Genomic DNA, 22,468 nt, shown 5'->3' with positions numbered 1-22,468 from the left:
AGGTTACGGGACCGTAGGTTGGGGCCGTGGGTTCAGCGGGGAAGAACACAAACCGGGCGAACCTCACACCGCCCGCACGCCGGCCCGCCGGACGGGCACGGCGAGCACCAGGGCCAGCAGCAGCGTGAACAGCGCGACGGACTGGTGCTTGACGCCTTCGATGCCGTCGCCGAGCGCCGCCATGCCGAACTGCGTCACCGAGACGACCAGCAGGAACGCCAGCACGACGCCCAGCGCGGCCCGGCGCTGACGCCACGCCCGGGCCGCCACCAGCAGCCACAGCGGCACCAGCGCGAACAGCCCGAGCGGCGCGATCAGCCGGGTCAGCCACGACACGACCGGCACCCGGTGCTCCTGCGCGTGCGGCGCGAAGCCCGCCGACTCGTCGAAGCTGCCGAGGTAGTCCGGCCGCGCGGTGAGCTGGTCGGTCGCGGCGCGGTTCAGCACCCCGAGCGTCCGGCCGGGGTGGCTCGCGAAGTAGGCGATGACGTTCGCGCGGTCCATCCGGTCGCGGTAGACCGGGTAGAGCGGGTCGATCCGCGCCGGGTGCGGGTGCCACCAGCCGTTGCCCGCGTACTGCGCGAACGACGGCGGCAGCCCGAGGTCCGCCAGGTCGGCCTGGGTGTCGTGCCGGCCGTCGACGATGTTCAGGAAGATCGTGTTGAACATGTTGATCTCGCGCGAGTCGTCGCCGGGCAGCTCGGCGAGCGTGCCCTCGGGGGTGACGGCGGGCTCGACGCTCAGCTGCGCGGCGAGCGTCACGGCTCCGAGCGCGCCGATGACCAGCACCGCCGCCGCCCAGCGCCGGGCCCCGCGCAGCGTGCCCGGGCGCACCAGCAGGATCGCGACCACCAGGATCGGCAGGATGGTCAGCGTCTGGACCTTGGCGTTGACCGCCAGGACGCCACCGGCGAGCGTCACGGCCATGCCCGCGTAGCTCCACCGGCCTTCGCGTGCGGTCAGCAGCAGGCCGCCGGCGATCAGCAGCAGCCCGAGGAAGGCCGCGCCTTCACCGAGCACCGCCGCGAAGTACCCGAAGAACGCCGAATCGGCGACGACCAGCAGCAGCCCGGCCGCCACGGCGAGGCGCGCCCGCCGGCCGTAGGGCAGGCCGAGCACGATCGCGGCGACGGCCGCGGCGGCGATCAGGCTGCTCAGCAGGCCGAGGACGACCAGGCTCAGCGTCGCGTGGAAGCCGAAGAGGCCGCCGAGCCGGACGGCCAGGTCGGCCAGCCAGCTCTGCGTCAGCAGGTAGGTGGGCCGGCACGGCGCCGCGCCGGGCGGGGCGCGGTAGGCGAGGTGGATGAACGGCTCGGGCCCGCCGTGCCAGGTGATGCCGGCGCCGCAGAGCACGCGCAGGCCGTCGCCGTTGTTGGACATCGCGATCGGGCGCGGCACCAGGAACCGCACCACGAACAGGGTGAACGACGCCGCGAAGACCCCGATCCCGAGCGCGGCCTCGGAGGTCAGCCGCTGCTTCGGGACGTCGAGTTTCACGAAGGACAGGGTACGTAGCGGAAGTCCGGATCCTTGTCGAGGTCGTCGACCACGGACTTCGCCTGCTCGACCCGCGGGTAGACGGAGACCCAGTACGGCGTGCCGACCCGGCGGAACGTCGCGACCTCGTACTGGCCCGCGTAGACCGGGTCGATGGTGCAGTGCTGGCTCTCGGCGTAACCGCCGTCGGCGGGCACGGCGACGGTCGGCCGGCGGCCGTTGACGACGTAGTCGTAGTCCGTGGCGTACCCGCCGTCGTGCGTCCCGTCCCGCGCGATGTGGTCGTCGGTGCGGCCGAGGACGTCGACGATGAGCAGCTGCCCGCCGCGGGCCGAGAGCGCGCCGGGCGCGGCGGCGCTGACCACCGACCCCGGCGGCAGGTACGTGCCCAGCCAGCCGCCGATCTCGGTGAGCTCGGTGCCGTAGGTGTGCCAGTCACGCACCCGGCCGAGCATCTCGGGGCTGAACACCGAGACGAGCACGGCGATCCCGGCCAGGCCGCAGGCGGTCACCGGGACCAGCCGGGTGCCGGCGGGCCAGGCGCGCGGCCGCGGTGACGGCTTGCCGTCGACGTCCGCCGTCAGCACGCCGTACGCCGCGACGGACCCGACCGAGAGCAGGGGCGGCACCGCGGCCAGCAGCCGCCACGACGGGCCCGCGTCACCGCCCGACAGCACGGCCGCGGCGGCGAGGCCCGCCGTCATGGCGAACATCAGCCAGATCAGCGCGCGGGACTCGAGCGCGGCGCCGGCCGCGCGACGCAGCAGCAGCGCGACCGCGGCGACCAGCGCGAGCAGCAGGAAACCCTGGTGCACCAAGGCGAACCCGGACAGGTACGGCCAGCCGCCCGCCACCTGCGCGCCGAACGGGCCGCCGAGTTTCGCGGCCAGCGGCGCGGGGACGTAGTGCTGGTAGAACGTCAGCCGCCAGGCCAGCCGGGGGATGAGGAACACCAGCGCGCCCAGCGTGTAGCCCGCGGGCGCCCACCAGCTGTGCTGCTTCTTCACGGCGGCACCGGCCAGCCAGAGGCCGCCGAGGACGCCGACCACCAGGCCGGTCGGGCTGGTCATCACCGCGAACGCGACGAGCACCCCGGCCACGACCGGGCGGCGCGCGGCGAGCGAGTAGCAGACGGCGAGGACGAGGAGCACGAACAGCGGCACCTCGGAGCCGGACGGCCCGTAGACGGCCAGCCCGCCGGCGGCCGCCGTCAGCACCGCGGCGGCGACCCCGATCGCCGGCCGCGGCTCGGTGCCCTCCGGCGTCGCGGCCGCGACCACCCGGTTGACGAGGAAGTAGGAAAGCAACACACAACCGAGGGCCGAGAGCACTCCGAACACGACGGCGGTGGTTTGCACGTCGGCGCCGAATGCGGCGCGCGGAAGGGCGATCAGCACCAGCCAGAAGAAGTTCGTATAACCCTCGACGCGTTCACCGGGGTTGAAGACCGGGCCGTTGCCGTCGGCGATGTTCGTCGCGTACCGGAACGAAACGAGCGCGTCTTCCGTGACGGTCGCGAACAACAGCTGGTGCAGCAGCGAGAGACCCAGCGTGAGGGTGAGGACGACCCCGCGCAGGCCGCGGTCGGTGCCCAGCCGGCCCCAGGTCAGCACCACGATCGCGGCGAGCACCAGCCACGCCACCACGACCGCGTAGACCACCCGGCCCCCTCACCTCGTCGCCCTGCCGGCCCCGCCAGGTTATCGGGCATCGGGAGGCGAACCCCGGGCCAATATAACCCGATCGGGTGGCAATTCCGACGATTCCCGCGACGCCTTCGAAATCACGCGCAAAAGCCCTGATCAGGGCCGTCCCCCGGGCTGTCCGGCCGGCCGTTGTCGGCTTAGTCTCCAGCGTGCTCTCCGTCTGCGTTGCCATTGCCGTCATCGCCGTCCCGGGCCTCCTGACCGGGTACGCGGCGGGCGTGCGCGGCTGGGCCCTGGCCGGGCTGACGCCGTTGCTGAGCTACGCCGTCGGCGGGCTGACCGGACCGTGGACCGCGGCGGCAGGCCTGTCGTTCACCCCGCTGACCTACGCCGTGTCGACCGTCGTGTTCGTCACGATCGCTTCCGGGGTCCGGAAACTGACCGTGCGCCGCCGGCCGCCGGAGCCCGGACCGGGGCTGTGGGCGCGGCGCGGGCACCTCGCGGTGGGGGCGTGCCTGCTGTTCGCGGCGGTGATCGGCGGTTACGCGACGCTGCTCGGCCTCGGGCACCTCGGCGCGCTGCCGCAGGGGTTCGACGCGGTGTACCACGGCAACGCCGTCCGCTACATCGCCGACACCGGCGACGGCGGCCTGTTCGGCACCGGCCACGTGAACTGGTACGGCGACGCGGCGCCGGTGTTCTACCCCAACGCCTACCACCTGCTCGCGGCCGTGACGTACCGGCTGAGCGGCGCGTCGATCCCGGAGGTGCTGGACGCGAACACCGTGCTGCTGCCGGGTTTGCTGGCGCTGTCGCTGGTGACGCTGGTGCGCGAGTTCCGCGGCCGCGCGGTGCTGGCCGGCGCCGTCGCGCTGACGGCGGTGGCGCCGGTGATGGGCGTCTACGAGTCGATGGACCGCGGCCCGCTGCTGCCGTTCGCGCTGGGGCTGACGCTGACGCCGTTGAGCGCGGTCGCGCTGCGCCGGTACCTGGAGCGGGTCGCGCCGGACACCGGGCTGGTGCTGCTGCTGGCCGCGGTCGGGCTGCTGTGCGTCCACTCGTCGACGTTGTTCGGCGGGATCCTGTTCGCCGGCCCGCTGCTGGTCCAGCGCTGGCTCGGCGGGTGGCGCCGGATCGGCCGCGACCTGCTGGCCCTGCTGCCGATCGCGGTGGTGGCGCTGCTGGTGGCGTGGCTGCAGCTGTTCGGGGCGCTGGGCCTGGCCAACAGCGCGGTGCCGTACTACGGCTGGCCGAGCGAGTGGCGCGCGTCGACGGCGCTGGGCGCGCTGCTCGGGTTCCAGCACCAGGAGCCGCACCCGCAGATCTGGCTGTCGGTGGCGTTGTTCCTGGGCATCGTGTTCTTCGCCCGCGCGGGGGCGCTGCGCTGGATCGGCCTGACGGCGGCGGTGACGGGCCTGGCGTACATGGCGGTGGCGTCGTCGAACGCCCCGCTGGTGATGGCGCTGTCGCGGCCGTGGTGGGACGACCCGTACCGGTTCTTCGCGATGGCGGCGGTCCCCCTGTGCGTCCTGGCGGCGCACGGCTTGGCGGAGACGCAGGCGTGGCTGTCTTCGCGGTTCTCGCGGATACCGGCGGTCGCCGTGGCGGTGGTGGTGCTGCTGGGGTTCGTCCTGTTGTCGAACGGCCTGTACTTCCGGTCCAACGGCGCCCGGGTGGCCGCGGGCTACCAGGCCGCGGACCCGTCGAAGCTGCGGGTGACACCGGGCGAGGCGGCGGCGATGGAGGAGCTCGGGCAGCTGGCCAAGCCGGGTGAGTGGGCGATGAACGACCGCTTCGACGGGACGGCGTGGACGTACGCGCTCTCGGGCGTCCGCACGGTGGCGGCGCACTACGACGAGACGCTCCCGCCGTCGGACGCCCTGCTGCTGGCCGACCGGTTCCGCGACTACGAGACGGACCCGGCGGTGCGGGCGGCGGTGCGGCGGTTGAACGTGCGCTGGGTGATCTTGGGGAAGCCGTCCACGGAGCCGGGCAAGCCGTACCAGCCGGGGCTGACCGGGCTGGCCGGGGAGCCGTTCCTGCAGGAGGTCTGGCGTGACTCGGACGCGGTGATTTATCGACTCCGGCCCTGAAGTTGTCCACAGGTGCATAAGTGCCTGTGGACAACTTGGGTACAGGCCTGTGGGTAGCTGCCCGATCGTGCGGAAATCGGGGTGGAATGCTGTGACAGCCCCGGAAAGCCCGCTTGCGTCACGGTGACGAAAGGCCCCGGTTCCGGCTCCGAAGAGGGCTCCCGCGGGCTAGTTGTCCACAGGCCAAGAGCGAATCGGCAGGTCAGGCGGCTGCGGGGGTCTTGCCGCGCAGCGAGCGGGCCGCGAGGGCCGCGCCGCCCGCCGTCAGCAGGTCCGCGACCGTGAACATCACCCGGGAAGCCACCGCGAACGCCGTGGCCTGGCCGACCGTCAGGCCGCTCGCCGTGAGGACCGCGACCTGGGCCACTTCGCGCACGCCGACGCCGCTGGGCAGGATGAACGCGAACGTGCCCACCGTCATCGCCACGGCCATCGCGCCGACGCAGAGGATGAAGCCGCTGATGCCGGGGGTGCCCACCGAGTTCGCCAGGAGCCACAGGTGGACGCCCTGCAGGCACCACGCCGCCGTCGAGGCGCCGAAGACCTTGCCGACGACCTTCCAGGTCAGCGGCTGCTGCAGCGGCGGGCGGCGCAGCACACGCAGCACCAGCGACGTGCCCCACGTCAGGATCTTCGGGTGCAGCATCGCCAGGCCGACCGGGATCAGCACGAACAGCCACAGCGCGCGCGGGCTGTTGCTGAATACCGCCGGCGCCGCCAGCAGCGACACGACCAGCGCCGACACGATGCCGACGCCGAGCTGGATCAGTGAACCGGTGAAGATGCGGGCGCGGGCCAGGCCCGCCTTGCGGCCCAGCTCCATCTGCAGCAGGTACGCCCAGACCGAGCCGGGCACGTACTTGCCGAGCGAGCCGACCAGGCAGATCTGCGCGCCGCGGGCGTAGCCGATCGGCTTGCCCAGGTCGTCGACCATCACCTGCCAGCCCCAGGTGGACACCATGATCGCCGCGACCAGGGCCACCAGGCTCAGCAGCGACGACTGCCAGGCCACGTCGTGCAGGGTGCGCCAGAACTCACCCCAGTTCGCCGCGAGCTGCTTGGCCGCGAAGCCGATGACCAGCAGGATCGCGACCCACCTGACGACGTCGAGGATCTTCGCCTTGGTGGACTTCGGCTGCTTCTTGGCAGCCGGCGTCTCCCACTCCGGCGACTCCAGTGTCGTCATTGACGCATCTCCTCAGGCCTGCACGGTGACCAGGCGGCTGAACTCGGCCAGCAGATCGTAACCGTCCCAGACCGCCGAGAACGTCAGGGCCGAGCCGAACGGCACGATCCGGTCGACTCCGCGACCGGCCAGTTCGTAGGCGAACGCCGTCAGCTCTTCCGTGGTAAAGCCGAACTGGCCGACCGTCTGGTCCTTGCGGAGGACGGTCGGGACCAAATCGGACAGAGACGCGACCCGCGCGTTCGCGAACGTGCCGGCGCCGAGCCACTCGCGCGGCATGGTCGCCGGGTCGGCCAGCTCCAGCGTGGCCAGCCCGTTGCCCGCGAAGGAGATGTCCTTGACCAGGCCGTCGACCGCAGCGCCGTACGCCGAGACGCGCTTCTGGACCGCCATCGCCGGCTCGGTGACGTGCTGCTTCGTCACGAGCACCTGCGCCAGCAGCGTGCGGAACTCCTGGCCCGCGACGCGCGCGCCGTCTTCGTCGCCGACCCAGAACACCGCTCGCGGTGACGAGCAGGCGGCCTGGTCGAACCAGTACGAGTCGTTGTAGAAGCCCTCGGCGGCCGCGCGGCGCTCCGGTTCGGACGCCCGCTGCCAGCCCGCCACCGACGCGACGGCGAACGACGAGCGGTCCGGGAACGTCAGGTCACGCGCGTGCGGCGCGAGCGGGTACTTGCGCAGCGCCGCGACCGAACCGTCGCCGCCCCAGATGACGCGCAGGTCGGCGGCCAGCGACAGGGCGCCGCTCACCTCGTCGCTGCGGTCGTAGGTGACCATCCGCTGGGTGGCCGTGATCGCCGCCGCCGTAGCGGGGTCCACTTCGGACAGTGCGGCGTTCAGCGCCTCCAGCACCGCCTCGGCGGCCCCGGCCGAGCGCGACGACACCCGCACGACGTTGTGGTTGCCCGCCAGCGCGGACAGCGCCCACGAGTAGACGAAGATCGTGTCGACGTTCGCCGGCGGTACGTGGAACACGAGCCCGCGCGGGAACCGCAGCGCGCCACTTTTAGTGTCCAAAGTGGACAAAGCCTTGGCGATCTCGCCCTTGCGCAGGAAGAACCCGAGCGACGCCAGCTCCGGGAACCGGCGCGCGGTGGCCGGGGCCAGCAGCTTGCGGGCGAACTTCGTGACGAACTCGACGACCCGCGGGTCACCGACGCGCAGCCGGCCGCCGGGCGGCTTGGCACGCAGCTCGCCGACCAGGTCGCTCACGGAAACCGCGTCGGACAACGGAAAACGCTGGGTAAGGGTGCTCACGCCGCCGCTCCCGAGAACGTGTCCGAGCAGCCGCGGGCCTCGGCCTTCGGCAGCCGCCCGAGGACGGAGAAGTGCTTGCCCGGCCAGTCGCCGTCGTCGATCCCGTTGTAGACGCCGAGGTCTTCGGTGAGCAGCACGTGCCCAGGGTAGGACCGCGGCAGCGTCGAGACGACCTCGATCACACCCGGCTCCCCCACCGGCTGCTCTTCCCAGGTCTCCGGGTCGCGGATCACGACGTCGGCGAAGTCCGGGCAGTACAGCGAGTTGCCGGACGGGCCTTCGAGGAACACGGTGCCGATCTGCTCGATCATCCCGTAGTAGTTGTGGATCCGGGTGAGCCCGGTGTCCTCCTTGAAGCGGCGCCGGAACTCGGTGTTGTCCACCGCGCGGTCGATCAGCTTCTTCCAGCCACCGGAGTGGACGAGGATGCCGTTGGAGAGGTCGAGCCGGTGCTCCCGGGCGACCTCGTAGAGGTACTGCCAGACCATGAACGTGAAACCGAAGATCAGGAACGGCTTGCCGCCGTACTCGGCCAGGAACTTCTTGACGGCTTCGACGTCCGGCTTGTCGTTTTCGTCGAGCACGTACGTGTGCTTGCGGCCGAAGTTCGCCATGCCCAGCACGCCCGCGCCGCGCGCGGAGAACGAGCGGCGGTTCTTGATGATGCCGATGGTGTCGACCATCAGCATCGGCAGCCGCTCGCCGCCGAGGACCTCCTGCAGGGTCGCGCCGAGCTGCTTGGTCTGCGCGCCCGCCGCTTCCTTGTCGAGGTAGATCCGCGACGCGCCGGCGCCGGTGGTGCCGGACGACGTGAGGGTCTTGAACACCTCACTGTCCGGAACGGACTTCAGGTCGTGCGTCTTGAACATCCGCACCGGCAGCCACGGCAGGTCGGCGATCGACGCAAACTGAGCACTTGGCGCGATTCCCAGCGACGACAGGATCCGTTCGTAGCCCTCGGAATTCGCCCGGTGGTGTGCGGTCAGGGCGGCGAGCTCGGGCAGCAGCAACGCTTCCCGGTCAGCCTGCGACCGAGTGAACACACTCATACCTTCGCCTCCAGCGACCGGTAGTCGATCTTGCCGCTGGCCAGCAGCGGCACGGTGTCGATCGGGCGCACGTCGAACCCGCTCGTGTGCAGGTGCAGCCGCTCGGACAGCGCCTTCGACGCGTCCTTGCAGATGTCCTTGCCGACGCCCTCGGCGAACAGCACGACCTTGTCGCCGGCGGGCACCGCCGCCACGACGTCGATCCCGACCGCCGCGGTGCGGACGGCCTGCTCGAGATCGTCGAGGCTGACGCGGTTGCCGAAGACCTTGCCGATGCGCTTGAGCCGGCCGGTGATGAACAGGAACCCGTCTTGGTCCAGGTACCCGAGGTCACCGGTGGCGAGCACGCCGCCGCATTCGTCACCCTTGGCCAGGCCGGACTCGTCGTCCGCGTAACCCAGCATCACATTGGGCCCACGGTAGACGACCTCACCGACAATTTTCGGGTGCGTGGTCTCCGACCCGTCGTCGCGGCGGACGGCGAACCGGCCACCCGGCAGCGCCGGCCCGGCGGAACCGAGCTTTTCGGCCAGCCGCTCGGCGGGCACCGTCGTCATCCGCGGGGCCGCCTCGGTCTGGCCGTACATCACGTACATCCGGCCGCCGACGGCGATCATCTTGTCGTTGAACTCGGTGATCAGCTCGTCGCGCAGCTTCCCGCCGGCCTGCGTCAGGGTGCGCAGCGTCGGGTACTTCGCGGGGTCGAACTTGAGTCGCCGCAGCATTTCGTAGTGGTACGGGACGCCCGAGAGGGACGTCACGCCGTGGGTGTTCACCGCGTCCCAGAAGCCGCGGCCGAGCACGCCGGACGGCTCGATCACGACGGTCGCGTCGCGCACCAGGTGCGAGTTCAGCACCGACAGGCCGTAGCTGTAGTGCAGCGGCAGGCAGGTGGGCGCGACCTCGTCGGCGTCGATGTGGAGCACCTGCGCGATGGCGTCGGCGTTCGACAGGATCGCCTGGCGCGAGAGCCGGACGAGCTTCGGGTTGCCGGTGGACCCGCTGGTCGGGAGCAGCACGGCGAGGTCGGGGTGCGGCGCGACGCCGTCGGCCGACGAGCGGATCCAGTCGTCGCCCCGGGTCGTGTAGCCCGCGGGCGCGTCACCCGAAGCGGACAGCACCGCAGCCGGGCGGAAGCGTTCGACGAGCCCGGCGAGCACGTCCACGTCCAGCGCCGGGTCGATCAGCGCGATCGCGCGACCGGACTCGAACGCGCCCAGGTAGGTCAGCACGCTCGGCAGGTCGACGGACATCCGCGCGAACACCACGCCGACCGGCAGGTCCGCCAGGGCTTCCATCCGGCGGCCGACCTCGGCCGACAGTTCCGCGCCCGCCAGCGTGCGGCCCCCGGCCACGTCCACCAGCCGAGCTCCCGCACCCAACAGCGTCACAACACCAAGCCTCCGTCGACGCCCAGCACCTGGCCGGTGATGAAGGACGCATCATCGCTCACCAGGAACCGGATCGCGTTCGCCACGTCTTCCGCCCGGCCGAGCCGCCCGAGCGGCGTCTTGCCGGCGTTCTCGGCCTTCGCGTCCTCGCTCAGGCCCGCGGTCAGGTCGGTCTCGATCACGCCGGGCGCGACCGCGTTGACCCGGATGCCGGACCGGCCGAGCTCCTTCGCCGCCGACCGCGCGATGTTCGCCACCGCCGCTTTCGACGCCGCGTACACCGTCTGGCCGGCGCTTCCGTACACACCGACTATCGAGGCCAGAACCACGATCGAGCCGGTTTTCTTGCGCATCATCGCCCGCGCGGCCGCCTGCACGGTGTGCAGCGTGCCGGCGACGTTCGTGCTCAGCGTCGTGTCGACGAGCTCTTCGCGGATCATCCCGAGGAGCGCGTCCTCCATGATCCCGGCGTTCGCCACGACGATGTCGAGCCGGCCGTGCTCCTTCGCGACGCCCCTGACCAGCGACGACACCGCCTTCGCGTCGGTGACGTCCAGCGCGAGCCCGGCCGCGGCGCCCGCGGCCGAAGCCGCTTCCTTGGCGCGGGCCTCGTCGCGGCCGGTGAGCACCACCGTCGCGCCCGCCGCGGCGAGCGCGCGGACGGTGGCCAGGCCGATCCCCCGCGTCCCGCCCGTGACGAGCGCGACGCGACCGGACAGGGACTCGTCAGTCATTCTTCGACTGGAGCTCGGTGACCATGTCCACGGCGACCTTGAAGCTCGACATGTCGATGACCTGGTCGGTGTCGAACTCGACGTCGAACTCGTCCTCGATGGCCGCGACCAGCGCCATGTGGCCGACCGAGTCCCACGCCTCGATGTCGCGGTACTTCAGGTTCTCGACGTCCACGTCGCCGTCCAGGTCCAGCGCCTCGACGAAGACCTCGCGCAGCTTGGGGGCCACTTCAGACATGCTCACGACTCCTAGTGCTCTTCGCGCGGGCGGGCGTCCCACGCCTTTACCAAGGTAGAGAGGTCTCCGGGCAGGGTGGCGTCCGGGAGACCTTCCTTACCCTTCAGCCACGGCCCGAGCGCCTCGATGGTCGCCTCGTCGAGGCCGCGGCGGGACAGGCCCACCACGTTGACGCCGGTGACCCGGGCCGGGTTGCCGACGGCGATGGTGAACGCGCCGATCTCGCGGCGGACCGCGGAGCCCATCCCGACCATCGCGCCGGGGCCGATCACGACCTTCTGGTGCAGCACCGCGCCCATGCCGAGGTTCGCGCCGTCCCAGATGTGGCAGTGGCCGCCGGTGACGACGTTGGACGCGATGGTCACGGCGTCGCCGACCAGGCAGTCGTGCGCGATGTGGGAGCCGCGCAGGTAGTAGCCGTCGCTGCCGAGCGTCGTCGTGCGCCAGGTGCCCTGGTGGACGCTCGCGTACTCGCGGATCTTGTTGCGGCTGCCGATGACGACGCCGTGGCCGTCGTGATCCGGGTCACCGGACGGCGCGGTGTCCCAGGCGGCCGGGTGGGGGCGGCCGCGGTCCTCGCCGGGCGTGCCGATCGTCACGTGCGGGCCGATCCAGTTGCCGTCCCCGATCCGCGCCGGCCCGGCGATCACCGTGAACGGGCCGATCACGTTGTCGTCCCCGAGTTCGACGCCTTCACCGAGGACGACGGTCGGGTGGATGCGGTTGGCCACGGGTCGGGTGTCCGTTCGTCGGCGGCTGGGTACTGGGCGTGCTACCGCGCCCGGTAACGTGTGGCCCGCGTTCATGCAGGGCGGCCGGGCGCAGAACCGGCGGCTCACTGTACCGGACGCGTCGAAATCGCCTGCCGAGAGAGACTGCCCATGATCCCCATCACCGTGGTCGACGTCCGCGACGCGGAGGACCTCGTCGTCGAGGTCCTGCGTTCCGGCGCCATCGCACAGGGACCGATGGTCAAGCGCTTCGAAGACGCCTTCGCGGCGGTCTCCGGGACGAAGCACGCGATCGCGGTCAACAACGGGACGACGGCACTGGTCGCCGCGCTCCAGGTCCTCGACCTGAAGCCGGGCGACGAGGTCGTCACGTCGCCGTTCACCTTCGTCGCGACGCTCAACGCGATCCTCGAGGCCGGCGCGACCGTCCGTTTCGCCGACATCCGGCGGGACGACTTCGCGATCGACCCCGACGCCGTCGTCAAGGCCGTCACCGACCGCACCAAGGTGCTCATGCCCGTGCACCTCTACGGCCAGACCGCGGACATGGGCAAGCTCGCCCCGCTCGCGGCCGAGCGCGGGCTGACGGTGATCGAGGACTCCGCGCAGGCCGTCGGCGCGTCCTTCGAGGGCAAGCAGGCCGGCTCGTTCGGCATCGGCTGCTTCTCGCTGTACGCGACGAAGAACATCACCACCGCCGAGGGCGGCGTCATCACGACAGACGACGACGCGCTGGCCGACAAGCTGCGTGTGCTGCGCAACCAGGGCATGCGTGCCCGGTACCAGTACGAGGTCGCCGGCCACAACTACCGGATGACCGACCTGCACGCCGCCGTCGGCATCCCGCAGCTGGCGAAGCTCGACCAGCTGACCGCCGCCCGCCAGGCGAACGCGAAGCGGCTCTCGGAGGGCCTCGCGGGCACGCCGGGCCTCGACGTCCCGCAGGTGCTGCCGGGCCGTGAGCACGTGTGGCACCAGTACACCGTGCTGGTCGGGCCGCACGCGTTCCTCTCGCGCGACGAGCTGGCCGCGGCGCTCACCGAGCGCGGTATCGGCAACGGCATCTACTACCCCAAGATCGTCTTCGACTACGACTGCTACCGCGGCCACGACCTGATCCCGGGCGCGCGCGTCGAAGACTTCCCGGTCGCGAAGTCGGTCGCCGACCAGGCGCTGTCGCTGCCGGTGCACCCGCACCTGACCGAGTCCCAGCTGGACACCATCATCGAAACCGTTCGCGAGGTACTGGGCGCATGACGCATCGGATCGCTGTTGTCGGGACGGGGAACATGGGTTCCCTGCACTCGCGCGTGCTCGCCGCCAACGAACGCGTGGAGCTGGTCCGCGTGATCGATCCGCGCGAAGAGGCCGGCAAGGCCGTCGCCGAGCGGTACGAGACGAAGTGGACGCCGGAGATCGGCTCACTGTCCGATGTGGACGCCGTCGTGCTCGCCTCGGCCACCGAGGTGCACTACGACCTGGCGCAGGAGATCCTCGGCCAGGGCAAGCCGATGCTGGTCGAAAAGCCGGTGTGCAACAGCTACGAGAAGTCGCAGGAGATCGTGGCGCTGTCGAAGAAGCAGGGCGTCGCGCTGATGTGCGGGCTGCTCGAGCGCTACAACCCGGCGGTGATGACCGCGCGGGCGCTGGTGCAGGAGCCGATCCACCTGATGGCCCGCCGCCACGGCCCGTACGCGCCGCGCATCAAGACCGGCGTCGCGTGGGACCTGCTGGTGCACGACGTCGACCTGGCGATCCAGTTCTTCGGCGGCGCGACGCCGGCGCGCGTGACGTCCGGCGCGGGCTACTTCCACCCGCAGTCGGTCGAGGGCGCCGAGGACACCATCGAGACGGTGCTGTCGTTCCCGACCGGCCTGGCCACGGTGTCGGCGTCCCGCTTGGGGCAGAAGAAGGTCCGGTCGCTGGTGGTGTCCGAACTGGACCGCCTGATCGAGATCGACCTGCTGCGCCGCGACGTCACCATCTACCGCCACATCTCGCACGACTCGGTCACCCCGGACGGCCTCGGCTACCGCCAGCAGACGGTCATCGAGATCCCGGAGCTGATCACCGCGCGGGAACCGCTGGCCACCCAGCTGGACCGCTTCTGCGACCTGCTGGAGGGCAAGATCGACGCCGACACCGAGCGCGACCTGATCCTGCCGTCGCACCACGTCGTCGAGCAGGTCCTCACGCAGGCCGCCGCCTGACGCTCCCCGGGGCCGCGTTGGCCGCTCCCGCCGCCGTGTTGACCACTCCGGTCAGCACGGCGGTGGACAGCTGAGTTGTCCACGGCTGCATTGCGCTGGCGACCGCCGATGTGCACATGACCGTTCCGTATTCGCACTGGGCCAGGTTCTGTGCAGCCGCGGGCCGTGGCGTGCCCTCACCTGCTTCGACCAGGCGTTGACGGGACTCGACGACCGGGAGGCCCATGCGCTGATCGCGAAGATCGATCTCCGTCTCGTCGCCTGCGACGACCACCGAGGCACCCGTGTCGCCGAATCGTTGCTCTTCCTCGGATCCGGTAAGGCCGAGTCGCCACAGGAAGGATGGCTCGTGATCCGGGCCCGCAAGGACGTGTTCACGGCCCCGGACAGACTTCTACAGAAGATCGAGGACGCGTTTCGAAGACGGCTTCGCTCAGTGCCTGACCGGAACTGCCAACACAATGAGGTGGGCTACTTGGTGAGCCGGCTTCCCTTGCTGTCGTAGGCGATCAGCGGTGTCAGCGAAGCCGAGTCCGGGACCGCGACCGGGTCGAACCAGAAGATGACCACGTTCAGGTCCTTGCTCCACTTCGCCACGTTCGCCTGGATCGTCTTGCCGTGCACCGTCGTGGTGATGCTCGCGGCCGCGCCGGCGAAGTAGCCGAAGACCGGGATGGTCTGGTCCTGCAGGACCTCGCCGCCGTCGGTGGCGTGGAAGCCGAACGAGCGGTCGGAGCCGCGGAACTCGTTGGTGGCCAGGACCGGCTCCAGGTTCCCGCCGTCGCGGAAACCGGCGACGAGGCCGAAGTGGATGTCCGGCAGGATCTGCGGCTCGTCGACCGCCTTGGCGAAGATCACGATCTCCCCGGCCGCGGTGCGGATACCGGTGCCGACGACCTCGCCGAGCGGCTCGGCCGGGGGCGGCCCGGCGGTCGTCGGCGGCGGGACCGAAGACGTCGGCGCGGGCGGGGCCGGCGGCTGCGCGACCGGCGCGGGCGCGGGCTGCCGCAGCTGGACGGCGAACACGACCACCAGCACGACGACGGCCGCGGCGGCGAGCCCGCCGGTGGTCGTCAGCACGCGGCGGCGACGCCGCAGGCGCGTGCCGTCGGCCATGATCCTGCTCAGGTCCGGCTCGGCGAAGGGCTCGGACGGCGGCCGCCGGAGGGCGGCGCGGAAGTCGTCGAGGTCGTTCATCGCCCGCTCCCTCCGATCAGCGTGTCTTCGGTGCCCGCTTCGATCCGCAGCTTGGCCAGCGCCCGCGAATTCGTGCTCTTCACGGTACCCAGCGAAACGCCCAGTTCGCGCGCCACGTCGGCTTCGGGCAGGTCGAAGAAGTGCCGCAGCACGACGACGGCGCGCTCGCGGGCGGTCAGCGTCTTGAGCACCGCCGTGAGCCATTCCCGCTGGGTGACGGCCTGGTCGACGTCGACGCGGTCCGGCCGCTCGGGCATCTCCTCGGTGGCGTACTCGCGGATCGGGCGGCGCCAGCCGTCGATGACGTGGTTCACCAGGACGGTCCGGGCGTAGCCGTAGGCGTCCTTGTGGCGGACCCGCGACCACGCCGCGTACGTGCGGGTGAAGGCCGTCTGAGCGGCGTCTTCGGCCTGGTGCCGATCGCCCGTGAGCAGGAACGCGGCGTGCGTGAGGCGAGCCGAGGACGCGCGCACGAAGTCCGCGAACTCGTCGTCACCGCGCGCCATGCGTCACCCCTTTCGCCCCCAGCGACGGCCGGGCCCCGGAAAGGTTGCGCGGGCGCGTCTCAACCTTTTCGACCCTACGCCCGTAGTCACCGGCGGACGATCTTGCCGATCCGGGAGGAAACCCGTGAAGAACCGCCTCGTCATCGCCGGTACCGTGGTCGCCGCTTGCGGCGCGCTGGTGGTTCCCGGCCTCCTGACCAGTGCGAACGCCGAGACGCCGCCGGCCGCTCCGGTGGCCGCCGCACCGGTCCCGCCGGCCGCGCCGGTTTCGCCGCCGCCGACCCGGGACGCCGCACCCGAGCACGAGGTGCTGGGCGACGTCATCGGCACGGGCCGCCGGGACAGCTCCGGCGAGCTGGTCTTCTACGGCGTCAAACTGCAGGAGCCGCAGCTGCCGAACACGACGTTCGGCATCATGGGCGGCATCCGCGACGCCGCGGGCGGCCTGCAGGACGTCATCGTCGCCAACGAGTTCGCGGGCAGCGACAAGGCCCCGGGCTTCCACGCGGTGACCGGCGGCGCGAACCTGGACGGCCACGACGTGCCGAGCTTCGGCTACTACGCCGGCCCGGCCGCGAAGATCACCGCCGCCGGCAACGTGGTCGCGCACCAGGCGAAGTGGAGCGCCGACCCGAACGTGGTGGTGTTCTGGTTCGACTCGGCCGCCGACCCGGGCCGCCTGCGCGCCTACGACGCCGCGGGCAACAAGCTGCCGGCGGGCCACACCGGCGTCGGCCACGGCTGAAACGTTGCGTAACCGATATCCTGCGCTCGGTGACCGAGCGCTAGATTGACCTCGGTGCGCACCTTGGGGGAAATCTTCGCCGCGGCATGCCTGCTGACCTGCGTCACAGCGTGTTCCGGCGGCTCCACGGCGGCGGCGCCGGCGACCACGCCGGCGCCGCCGTCATCCACTTCGATGAGTGTGTGACTACGGCAGTGGCCCGGTTCGTCGCGGGGGTGAAGTCGGGGTGCAAGAACCTAGTGAAGCTGCCGGACACCGGTGAGGTCGCGCGGCACTGCGCTAGGTGTGATGTTCAGGGACGTTGTCCCGAGATGAGGTGACCGGTGGCGGCCTGTCGCACAGACAGGTGAAGGCCTCCGGATGTGAAGTGGAGCTGTCTAGGAACCACATCACCGCCCGGAGGCCTTCGTGTCCCACCCTAACGCCACCCTGACCCCACGCACCCGACTACGGCTCGCCCGCCTGATCGTCGAACAGGGCTGGACCTGCGCCGCAGCAGCGAAAATGTTCATGGTCGCCGCCAAGACCGCCGCGAAGTGGGCCCAGCGCTACCGCGCCGAAGGCGCGGCCGGGATGGCCGACCGCAGCTCGCGTCCGCACCACAGCCCGGCCCGCACCCCCGAAAACCTGGTCCGGTCGATCGTGCGGCTGCGGTGGCGGCAGCGGCTGGGCCCGGTCCAGATCGGTGGCCGGCTCGGCCTGCCCGCCTCGACCGTGCACGCGGTGCTGGTGCGTTGCCGGATCAACCGGCTCTCCCGGATAGACCGGGTCACCGGTGAACCGCTGCGCCGCTACGAACACGACCATCCCGGTTCGCTGATCCATGTCGATGTCACCAAGTTCGGCAACATCCCCGACGGTGGCGGCCACCGCTACGTCGGCCGTGCCCAAGGCGACCGCAACCGGGCCGCGACACCGGGCAAACCACGCAACGCCTTCCGCAACCCCAAGATCGGGACCGCGTTCGTGCACACCGTGCTCGACGATCACTCCCGCGTCGCCTACGCCGAGATCCACTCCGACGAAACCGCCGCTACCGCCACCGCGGTCCTGCGCCGGGCGGTGGGTTGGTTCGCCGCCCGCGGCGTCAGCGTCGAGCGGGTGCTCTCGGACAACGGCTCGGCCTACCGGTCCCACGCCTGGCGCGACACCTGCACCGAGCTGGGAATCACCCCGAAACGAACTCGGCCTTACCGGCCGCAGACCAACGGCAAGATCGAGCGGTTCCACCGCACGCTGGCCGAGGGCTGGGCCTACGCCCGCTTCTACCCAGCGGAGACCCTGCGGCGGGCCGCGTTACCGGGGTGGCTGCACTTCTACAATCATCACCGACCCCACAGTTCAACCGGCGGCAAGCCGCCGGTCACCCGGCTGACCAACCTCCCCGGACATCACAGCTAGGGGCGCTGGGCTCGCCGGGTGGTGAGTGCGTTCAGGTCGATGGTCAACGCGTGGCCGCCGAAGTCGAGTTCGGCGATGCCGGACTGTTCACCGAAGTTCTCGTACTCCTCGTCGACCAGCCGGTAGGTGATCATGCTGATCGGCGGGTCGAGGTCGACGATCCAGTAGTGCTCGATCCCGGCTTCCGCGTACTCGGAGAACTTCGTGACCTGGTCGGTCCGCCTGGTGCCCTCGGACAGCACCTCGATCACCAGCTGCACATCAGCGACATCGAGCCGAGCCGGGTTCGTCGCCACCAGGGCGGCCGGGGCCACCAGCACATCGGGCACCCGGACGGTCAGCGGCGCCTCGGCGATGACTGCTTCGACTTCGCTCAGCGCACAGTACTCATCGGGGAGCTGCTCGTTGATCAAGTAGCCCAGCCGGGTAAGGGCGAGCTGGTGGAATGGCATCGGACGCGGCGACACGACAAGAACGCCTTCGACCGCCTCGACCTGGTGCTCCGGGGTTTCCGGCAGATCGACCCAGTCTTCAAGGGACAAGAGGTGGTGAGGCCATTCCATGACACTCATCGCCTTCTCCTCGCCGCAGTCACTGGACGTCATTTCGCACGTCAGCCTGCCAGAACGCTACTGCTCCGAGAAGTCGCCCGATGGGGCTCCCCAGCCCGAAGTGTTCTGCCCGTGTGACTCCGCGATCTCGCGGCGGCGGGCGTTGTCCGCCCGGACACGGTCCACTTCGGACTGGATGTACTCCTCGTCGTAGCGCTGGAAGACCCGGGCCGGGTTGCCCGCGACCAGCGTGCGCGGCGGGACGTCCTTGGCCACCACCGAGTTCGGCTGGACCGTGGCGAAGTCGCCGATCGTCACGCCCGCCATGATGACCACCAGGCCGCCGATGAAACAGCCCTTGCCGATCTTCACCGGCTTGCGCTCGATCAGGTCGCTGCCCGAATGGTTCTGCAGCGTCATGTTCGCGAGCCAGCTGGAGTGCGTGAAGATCAGCGTGTTCAGCCCGATGCTGGTGTGCTCGCCGATCTCCAGGCCGCCGCTCGCGTCGAGCGCCGCGCCTTCGCCGACCCAGCAGTGGTCGCCCATCTTGAGGTTCTCGGGGCTGATGATCTTGACGCGCTCGCGGACGCGGCACGTCGAGGGCAGCCCGTAGAACTGCGCCCGCTCGGCGTCGTTCATGTACTGCGAGACGAGCTCGGTCAGGATCTGCGGGCGCAGCCGGTGGCTGCGCTCGTCATCGAAGAACATGGGCGTCCGACACCAGTTTCTCGAAGGTCCGCAGGTGCTCCTCGGCGACGACGTCGAGGCCGAAGTTCGACCGCACCATCTCGCTCGCCCGCTGCGCGATCTGCGCGCGCCGCTCGGGGTCGTCGAGCAGCTCGATCACCGTCGAGGCCACGGCTTCCGAGTCGTCCGGGCGCACCAGCAGGACGTTCTCGCCGTTGCGCAGCTCGATGCCCGGGTAGTTGTCCTCGGTGACCGACGCGATCGTCGCGGTGCCGGACAGCATCGCCTCCAGCGACGCCGTGCCGCAGCCGCCGTTGAGGTCGTGCGTCACGATGTCCGCCGCCGCGAAGTACGCCGGGACGTCCTCCTTCGGCACCGCGCCGGTGACGACCAGCGCCTCGGAGACGCCCAGTTCGGCGGCCCGCTTCAGGAACGCGTCGTGGTAGACGCGGCCGACGACGACCACCCGCACGCCGGGGTGCTTGTCCAAAATGGACGGCAGGGCCTCGATGAGCGGCAGCCGGTTGCGCAGCGGGATGACGTGCCCGAGCGAGACGATCAGCGGCGCGTCGCCGATTTCGTGCTCCGCGCGGACGTCCTTCGTCACCGGCTTCGCGAAGTGGCCGGTGTCGACCGCGATCGGGAAGTACTCGGAGTTCGCGTCGCTGGTGCCGTAGCGCTCGACGCAGTAGTCGACGCCGAGCTTGTCGAGGATGACGTACCGCGGCCGGATGTAGCGCAGGATCGGCCGCACGAGCACCGCGTCGAGCACCCGGAACACCCCGCCGTACAGCTTGTTGTCGCTGATCAGCAGGGTGTGGATGGTCAGCAGCGCCGGAATGTGCCGCCGCCGCGCGTAGATCCCGGCCAGCCACGACAGGTCGAAGAACTGGCCGTGGAGGTGGATCGCGTCCGGCTTGAACTCGTCGAGCAGCTTCCACAGCCGCCGCCAGTTGCCCGGCCGCACCGACGCGAAGCTCATGTCGAAGTCGATCGACAGGCCGACCTGCGGCATCTTCGTCGACGGGAGGCGCACGACGCGGTAGCCGTCGCGCTCCTCCTCGGCCGGGGCGTCGGCGTAGGCGGCCGTGATCGCCAGGACCTGGTGGCCCTCCTCGACGAACTGCGCCGCGAGCGAGGCCGACATGTGCGCGCTCCCGCCCACCCGGGGCGGGAAGAAGTTGTTGACCACCGCGATGCGCATCGCACGTCCTCGGGCAGGGCCCGCGGCGGCACTCACTCGGAGTCCTTGACCAGCTGTCGCATGCCTTCTTCGACAGTGATCCGCGGCTCCCAGCCGAGCACGTCGCGGGCGCGGGTGATGTCGGCGGCGCGCCGCGAAACCAGCACGTCACGCTCGTTGAACAGCGGCTCGACGTCGACGCCGACGGCCTCGATCAGGATCTTGGCCAGCGCCGCGATCGAGGTGTCGATGCCGGTGCCGATGTTGATCGGCAGGTTCGCCTGCTCGGACTCCAGCGCGGCGACGACGGCCCGCGCCAGGTCGGTGACGTGCACGAAATCCATCGACTGGTCGCCGCGGCCGTCGATGATCGGCGGCTGGCCGGCGCGCAGGCGCTGGATGAAGTGGTTGATCACCGAGGTGTAGTACGCCTCGATCTTCTGGCCGGGGCCGTACACGTTGAAGAAGCGCAACGCGGTCCAGGACAGGCCCTTCTGGCGCTCGTAGAAGCCGAGCATGTCCTCGCCGGCGCGCTTCGAGATGCAGTACGGCGTGAGCGGCTTGAGCTCGTCGTCCTCGTGCATCGGCAGCCGCTTCGGCTCGCCGTAGACCGACGCGGTCGACGCGAACACCAGGCGCTCGACGCCTTCGTCGGCGGCCGCGGCGAACACGTTGTGGTTGCCGGTCATGTTGATGTCGAACGACTCGTGCGGGTCGGCGATCGACTTGTTGATCGAGACCGTGGCGAAGTGGATGACGTGGGTGCAGCCGCGCATGGCCTCGCGCACCGCGCCGCCGTAGCGGACGTCCTTCTCGACCAGCTCGACCTTGCCGGTGGCGACGAACTCGTTGACGCGGGCGCGGTCGCCGCGGGTCATGTTGTCGAAGATGCGGACGGTGTAGCCGCCCTCGATGAGCAAGGGGATTACGTGTGCGGCGATGAAACCACCGGCCCCGGTGAACAGGACCTTCTTGTCGGACACCAAATTCTCCTCGGTCGGTGGCTTCAGGACAGGGACTGCACGGCGGCGCGCACGACCTCGCCGACGCGCGCCACTTCGGCGTCCGTCAGGTTGGCGTGCATGGGGATGGCGAGCTGACGCGCGAACGCGTCGGCCGACACGGGCAGCGGGGTCTGGGGGCCGTAGATCGGCTGGAGGTGGGAAGCGTAGGTGCCGAAGTTGCACTGGACGCCCTGCTCGCGGATGCGCAGGGCCAGCTGGTCGCGGCTGACCTCCGGGGCGACCGTGAGCAGGTAGGCCTGCCACGGGTGCTCGCGGTCGGGCAGTTCGACGGGGACGGTCAGCGCGTCGACGTCGTCGAAGGCCTCGTGGTAGCGCTTCGCCACCGAGCGGCGGGCGGCGAGGAGGTCGGGCAGGCGGTCGAGCTGGACGTTCATGATCGCGGCCTGGACGTCCGACATGCGGAAGTTGTAGCCGAGCTCGTGGAACTCCGGGATCGGCAGCGTGGTGGAGCCTTCGCGGCTGATCGCCGGTTCGATGCCGTACGTGTGGAGCTTGCGGGCGTGCGCGATGAGATCTTCGCGGTCGGAGACCAGCGCGCCGCCTTCGCCCGCGGTGATGCCCTTGCGGCCGTGGAAGGAGAACGCGGCCAGGTCGGCGAGGCTGCCGGCCGGGCGCGTCTTGTACGTCGCGCCGGCGGCGCACGCGGCGTCCTCGAACAGCCAGAGGCCGTGCTTGTCGGCGATCGCGCGGTACTCGTCGAAGTCGCCCGGCTGGCCCGCGACGTCGACGGCGAGGATGCCGACCGTGCGCGGGGTGATCAGGGTTTCGATGTGCGCCGGGTCGGCGCTGAAGACGTCCGGGCGGATGTCGGCGAAGACCGGCTTCGCGCCGGCCTGGACGACGGCGTGGCCGGTCGCCGGGAAGGTGTAGTCGCCGACGATCACCTCGTCGCCCGGCTGGACGCCGAGCACCTTGAGACCGAGGAACAGCGCCGACCCGCAGTTCGCGGTGGTAAGCGCGTGCGCGGTGCCGGTGACCTGCGCGAACCGTTCCTCGAACCGGCGGCACGCGGGACCGGCCCCGGCCAGCCAGCCGGAGCGGAAGACTTCGGCGACGGCGGCGAGCTCTTCCTCGCCGACGGTCGGCTGACCTAGGGCAATGCTGTCGGGCGACATACCTCTCCCATTGCGTGGGGACCCGG

General features: G+C 70.6%; 22 protein-coding genes. 5 read left to right on the top strand and 17 right to left on the bottom strand.

The features are described 5' to 3' along the window. Window positions 1-63 precede the first annotated feature (63 nt). Both wsfD and OHS58_RS38435 read right to left on the bottom strand, forming a co-directional pair. Complete coding sequence (gene wsfD / locus OHS58_RS38440; RefSeq protein ID WP_328645669.1) at window positions 64-1,497, bottom strand: glycan biosynthesis hexose transferase WsfD; 1,434 nt, start codon at window positions 1,495-1,497, stop codon at window positions 64-66. Continuing rightward, entirely contained in the window at window positions 1,494-3,158 is a 1,665-nt protein-coding gene (locus OHS58_RS38435; protein WP_328645668.1) for a hypothetical protein, read from the bottom strand. Before OHS58_RS38435 ends, wsfD begins: the two co-directional genes overlap by 4 nt. Before the next feature lie 194 nt (window positions 3,159-3,352). On the opposite strand from OHS58_RS38435, the gene OHS58_RS38430 reads away from it, so the two are divergent. After that, window positions 3,353-5,236: a DUF6541 family protein gene (locus OHS58_RS38430; RefSeq protein ID WP_328645667.1), complete on the top strand. Its 1,884-nt coding sequence runs from the start codon at window positions 3,353-3,355 to the stop codon at window positions 5,234-5,236. 202 nt (window positions 5,237-5,438) lie between these two features. Here the strand turns inward: OHS58_RS38430 and OHS58_RS38425 are convergent, their stop codons facing one another. From OHS58_RS38425 to OHS58_RS38395, 7 genes are read right to left on the bottom strand one after another with little or no spacing between them, the layout of a single operon-like run. Then, complete coding sequence (locus OHS58_RS38425) at window positions 5,439-6,422, bottom strand: lysylphosphatidylglycerol synthase transmembrane domain-containing protein (RefSeq protein WP_247059918.1); 984 nt, start codon at window positions 6,420-6,422, stop codon at window positions 5,439-5,441. 12 nt (window positions 6,423-6,434) lie between these two features. Continuing rightward, a complete protein-coding gene (locus tag OHS58_RS38420) occupies window positions 6,435-7,679 on the bottom strand; it encodes an acyl-CoA reductase (protein ID WP_328645666.1) in 1,245 nt (414 codons plus the stop codon). Further along, window positions 7,676-8,728 (bottom strand): LuxE/PaaK family acyltransferase, encoded by a 1,053-nt coding sequence (locus OHS58_RS38415; protein WP_326945600.1) that lies wholly within the window; start codon window positions 8,726-8,728, stop codon window positions 7,676-7,678. Before OHS58_RS38415 ends, OHS58_RS38420 begins: the two co-directional genes overlap by 4 nt. After that, window positions 8,725-10,119 (bottom strand): AMP-binding protein, encoded by a 1,395-nt coding sequence (locus tag OHS58_RS38410; RefSeq protein ID WP_328645665.1) that lies wholly within the window; start codon window positions 10,117-10,119, stop codon window positions 8,725-8,727. Before OHS58_RS38410 ends, OHS58_RS38415 begins: the two co-directional genes overlap by 4 nt. Further along, window positions 10,116-10,853, bottom strand: coding sequence for a glucose 1-dehydrogenase (locus tag OHS58_RS38405; protein ID WP_326945598.1), 738 nt, complete (start codon window positions 10,851-10,853; stop codon window positions 10,116-10,118). Before OHS58_RS38405 ends, OHS58_RS38410 begins: the two co-directional genes overlap by 4 nt. Continuing rightward, window positions 10,846-11,091, bottom strand: coding sequence for an acyl carrier protein (locus tag OHS58_RS38400; RefSeq protein WP_285456927.1), 246 nt, complete (start codon window positions 11,089-11,091; stop codon window positions 10,846-10,848). The genes OHS58_RS38405 and OHS58_RS38400 overlap by 8 nt, the downstream gene beginning before the upstream one ends. Before the next feature lie 11 nt (window positions 11,092-11,102). After that, a complete protein-coding gene (locus OHS58_RS38395; RefSeq protein ID WP_328645664.1) occupies window positions 11,103-11,822 on the bottom strand; it encodes a UDP-N-acetylglucosamine acyltransferase in 720 nt (239 codons plus the stop codon). Window positions 11,823-11,972: 150 nt separating this feature from the next. On the opposite strand from OHS58_RS38395, the gene OHS58_RS38390 reads away from it, so the two are divergent. Next, a complete protein-coding gene (locus tag OHS58_RS38390) occupies window positions 11,973-13,079 on the top strand; it encodes a DegT/DnrJ/EryC1/StrS family aminotransferase (protein ID WP_326945596.1) in 1,107 nt (368 codons plus the stop codon). Further along, a complete protein-coding gene (locus OHS58_RS38385; RefSeq protein WP_326945595.1) occupies window positions 13,076-14,032 on the top strand; it encodes a Gfo/Idh/MocA family protein in 957 nt (318 codons plus the stop codon). The genes OHS58_RS38390 and OHS58_RS38385 overlap by 4 nt, the downstream gene beginning before the upstream one ends. On the opposite strand, the gene OHS58_RS38380 is transcribed toward OHS58_RS38385, so the two are convergent. The 3 genes from OHS58_RS38380 to OHS58_RS38370 all read right to left on the bottom strand — a co-directional run bounded on the left by OHS58_RS38380 (window position 14,013) and on the right by OHS58_RS38370 (window position 15,735). Then, a complete protein-coding gene (locus tag OHS58_RS38380; RefSeq protein WP_328645663.1) occupies window positions 14,013-14,306 on the bottom strand; it encodes a hypothetical protein in 294 nt (97 codons plus the stop codon). The two genes, OHS58_RS38385 and OHS58_RS38380, sit on opposite strands and share 20 nt — an antisense overlap. Window positions 14,307-14,503: 197 nt before the next feature. After that, window positions 14,504-15,229, bottom strand: coding sequence for a hypothetical protein (locus OHS58_RS38375; protein WP_328645662.1), 726 nt, complete (start codon window positions 15,227-15,229; stop codon window positions 14,504-14,506). Further along, on the bottom strand, window positions 15,226-15,735 hold the full coding sequence (locus OHS58_RS38370; RefSeq protein ID WP_328645661.1) for a SigE family RNA polymerase sigma factor: 510 nt from the start codon (window positions 15,733-15,735) through the stop codon (window positions 15,226-15,228). Before OHS58_RS38370 ends, OHS58_RS38375 begins: the two co-directional genes overlap by 4 nt. A gap of 124 nt (window positions 15,736-15,859) precedes the next feature. Between OHS58_RS38370 and OHS58_RS38365 the strand changes: the two genes are divergently transcribed. Beyond that, window positions 15,860-16,480, top strand: coding sequence for a hypothetical protein (locus OHS58_RS38365; RefSeq protein WP_328645660.1), 621 nt, complete (start codon window positions 15,860-15,862; stop codon window positions 16,478-16,480). A 408-nt stretch (window positions 16,481-16,888) separates the two neighbouring features. Next, window positions 16,889-17,881, top strand: a complete 993-nt coding sequence (locus tag OHS58_RS38360) for an IS481 family transposase (RefSeq protein ID WP_328645659.1) — start codon at window positions 16,889-16,891, stop codon at window positions 17,879-17,881. Here the strand turns inward: OHS58_RS38360 and OHS58_RS38355 are convergent. Genes OHS58_RS38355 through OHS58_RS38335 form a run of 5 tightly spaced genes read right to left on the bottom strand, consistent with a single transcriptional unit; the run spans window position 17,878 to window position 22,442 of the window. Continuing rightward, the gene (locus tag OHS58_RS38355; protein WP_328645658.1) at window positions 17,878-18,453 is read right to left on the bottom strand and encodes a Uma2 family endonuclease; all 576 of its coding nucleotides are present in this window, start codon (window positions 18,451-18,453) and stop codon (window positions 17,878-17,880) included. The genes OHS58_RS38360 and OHS58_RS38355 overlap by 4 nt on opposite strands. Before the next feature lie 57 nt (window positions 18,454-18,510). Next, the gene (locus tag OHS58_RS38350; protein WP_328645657.1) at window positions 18,511-19,140 is read right to left on the bottom strand and encodes an acyltransferase; all 630 of its coding nucleotides are present in this window, start codon (window positions 19,138-19,140) and stop codon (window positions 18,511-18,513) included. Then, entirely contained in the window at window positions 19,127-20,323 is a 1,197-nt protein-coding gene (locus OHS58_RS38345; RefSeq protein ID WP_326956338.1) for a glycosyltransferase family 4 protein, read from the bottom strand. Before OHS58_RS38345 ends, OHS58_RS38350 begins: the two co-directional genes overlap by 14 nt. A 32-nt stretch (window positions 20,324-20,355) precedes the next feature. Beyond that, window positions 20,356-21,285, bottom strand: a complete 930-nt coding sequence (locus tag OHS58_RS38340; protein WP_328645656.1) for an NAD-dependent epimerase/dehydratase family protein — start codon at window positions 21,283-21,285, stop codon at window positions 20,356-20,358. Window positions 21,286-21,308: 23 nt separating this feature from the next. Next, window positions 21,309-22,442, bottom strand: coding sequence for a DegT/DnrJ/EryC1/StrS family aminotransferase (locus OHS58_RS38335; protein WP_328645655.1), 1,134 nt, complete (start codon window positions 22,440-22,442; stop codon window positions 21,309-21,311). Window positions 22,443-22,468: the final 26 nt, after the last annotated feature.

Source organism: Amycolatopsis sp. NBC_00348 (assembly GCF_036114655.1).
Classification (GTDB): Bacteria; Actinomycetota; Actinomycetes; order Mycobacteriales; family Pseudonocardiaceae; genus Amycolatopsis.
The sequence above is the reverse complement of the archived record's forward strand: the minus strand, read 5'-3'. Positions and strand labels throughout refer to the sequence as shown.